General features: G+C 69.0%; 2 protein-coding genes. Both read left to right on the forward strand.

Annotated elements, in window-relative coordinates; all coding sequences use genetic code 11:
- Nucleotides 1-213: 213 nt before the first annotated feature.
- Nucleotides 214-762: a sigma-70 family RNA polymerase sigma factor gene (locus tag AB0B45_RS51410; RefSeq protein WP_358146367.1), complete on the forward strand. Its 549-nt coding sequence runs from the start codon at nt 214-216 to the stop codon at nt 760-762.
- Nucleotides 759-1,619, forward strand: a complete 861-nt coding sequence (locus AB0B45_RS51415) for a hypothetical protein (RefSeq protein ID WP_358146369.1) — start codon at nt 759-761, stop codon at nt 1,617-1,619. Before AB0B45_RS51410 ends, AB0B45_RS51415 begins: the two co-directional genes overlap by 4 nt.
- Nucleotides 1,620-2,298: the final 679 nt, after the last annotated feature.

Consider the following 2,298-nt stretch of genomic DNA (forward strand, 5'->3'; position numbering starts at 1 on the left):
AGCACACCCGGACCCGCCTATTGGCGGTAACGCTACAAATCCCCTCGATCACACTGCGGCATCACGGGCAGAGGCTCGCGTAACGCACTCTCAGGCCGCGGCTCGCTCCGATCGGCTCAGTTGTTCATATCCGGCCTGAAATTCTGCCGTCGCCCGCGGACACGTAGGAATTGAAAGCCCGTAGCGTTCGGAAGGCCTGACGAGGATGACGCGTTGAGTGAACAAGACGACCGGTCCCGGTTCGAGGCGGTGTACCGGCGAACCTATGAGCAGATCCTCGGATACGCCGTACGGCGGTGTTCCTCCCCCGAGGACGCCGCCGACGTTGTGGCCGAGACCTATGTGGTCGCCTGGCAGCGGATAGCCGATCTCCCCGCCGGCGAGGCCGGCAAGCTATGGCTGTACGGCGTGGCCCGTCGGGTCCTGGCCAACCACCGCCGTAGCGAGCGGCGCAGGCTCACCCGGCACACTGAACTCACCGACGAGATCGAACACCTCTACACCGCCCCCTCCCACCACAGTGGGCAGCACGGCGTGGATGAAGCCATGAGCATGCTCGCCGACAGCGACCGTGAACTGTTAGCCCTGGCTCTGTGGGAAGGGCTCGACCCCGGCGAGATCTCCATCGTGCTGGACTGCTCCCGCAACGCCGCCCGTATCCGCCTGCACCGGGCCCGCAAGCGCTTCGCCAAGGCCCTGGAGAAGACCCGCCCATCGGCCTCTTTCGCATCACGGCCGCTCATCGAGAAGGAGACACGGTGAACAACGACCAGATCTTCAAGAACCGGGCGAGGGTGCTGGACGAGGACCTGGCCGGCCGGGCGTCCACCGCGGGGGCGGACACCCTGCTGGCCGAGATCGTCTCGCTGGAACAAACTCCGGCCCGACGACGGCTCATTGCCTCTCCTGGCCGCGCCCTGCTCGGCCTGGCCGTGGCCGCCGCTCTGGCCGGAGCCATCGTCGTCGGGCCGTCCCTGTTCAGAGCGTCCGAGCAGGTGTACGCCAGCCAGGCGGTGACGATCGACCGCGTCGGCGACGAGTACACCTTCTACTTCACCGAAGGAGATCCCGATCCCGCCGAGCTGAAGGAAGCCTTCCACAAGGTCGGCCTGGACAACCTCACGGTGAGGCTGATCCCCGTCTCGCCGCGACAGCCAGGCTCCGTCTTCGGATTCGAGAAGTCCGACCCCGACGCGAAAGCGACGTTCGCCGGGGACAGCTGCCCTGAGCAGGTCGAAGACTGCATTACGGCCTTCAGTGTCACCGCAGGCATCAAGGGGCCCGCGGAGGTCAGATTGGGCCGCCCGGCGAAGCCCGGCGAGAAGTACGCCTACCCGGCCGACGCCAGCTGGCAGGGGGAGGCGCTGGCCGGGGTGAACCTTCAGGGGCGTTCGGTGGCCGAGGCGGTGCGCGTCGTGCGCGAGCACCGCCTGAAGGTGGCTTACGAACTCGACTGGCCGTTGCGGAACGGCGACAAGGGCGTTCGCTCCGAGCCGGACGTCCCCGCTTCCCGTATCGACACCGGCTGGAAGGTGGCGACGGCGGAAAGCTACAACGACGGCGTGATCGTCCTGCACGTCACGCCGGGCCCGGCCGCGACCCCGCCGCCCGGATTCTGACCAGCCCGGCCGCGCGGTCTGGCCGGGCAGGCGTGGCGGGCACCTGCGCCGAGAGACGTCCCCCGAGGACGGCCGTCGGGGGACGTCGGCCAAGCCCTTGGGCGCGGTGTGTCGAGCTGGCCCGTGTGTCATGCGGGCGTCAGGGCCAGGGCGTGCGTCGTATCCGTGCCCCAGCCGCCCGGCGGGGCCGGGTTTCGCCACACCAGCCCTCGCCGACTGGCTGGGTGAAGGTGGCCTCCGCAGCTGGCCGTTCCCACAGCACGGATACGACGGACCTCGCAGAGCGTAGTAGATCGCTACGGATCGGTATCGGGCGCCACGCACGCCCGGCGTTGGGGGTGTCCCGAAACTCCGGAACCGCGGCCTGGCCAGGTTCGCGGCAGTGATGCCAGCGGACACCGGCCGCTACGCGGTCGGCGGTGCTGGCCGGTCGGCCGCGGCGGCCTGGTGGTCACGGGCGCTGGCGCCGATGGCGCCGGCCAGCCTGGTCAGACGGCCTGCCAGCGATGATGTCGCTCTCCCACCCGATCGGCTGTGCGGCGCCCTGGCCGCCGCCGTCGACGGTGGGGAGCGCCGCGGCCAGTTAGGGCGCGTATTGGGTCGTGATCAATCTGTCGATTCGCCCTCGTGGTGAGGCCTGGACCGGTAGATCTTGTTCCGTGACGCGAGTGCAACTGAC

This window comes from Nonomuraea sp. NPDC049152 (assembly GCF_040648355.1).
In the GTDB taxonomy this organism is placed as follows: domain Bacteria; phylum Actinomycetota; class Actinomycetes; order Streptosporangiales; family Streptosporangiaceae; genus Nonomuraea.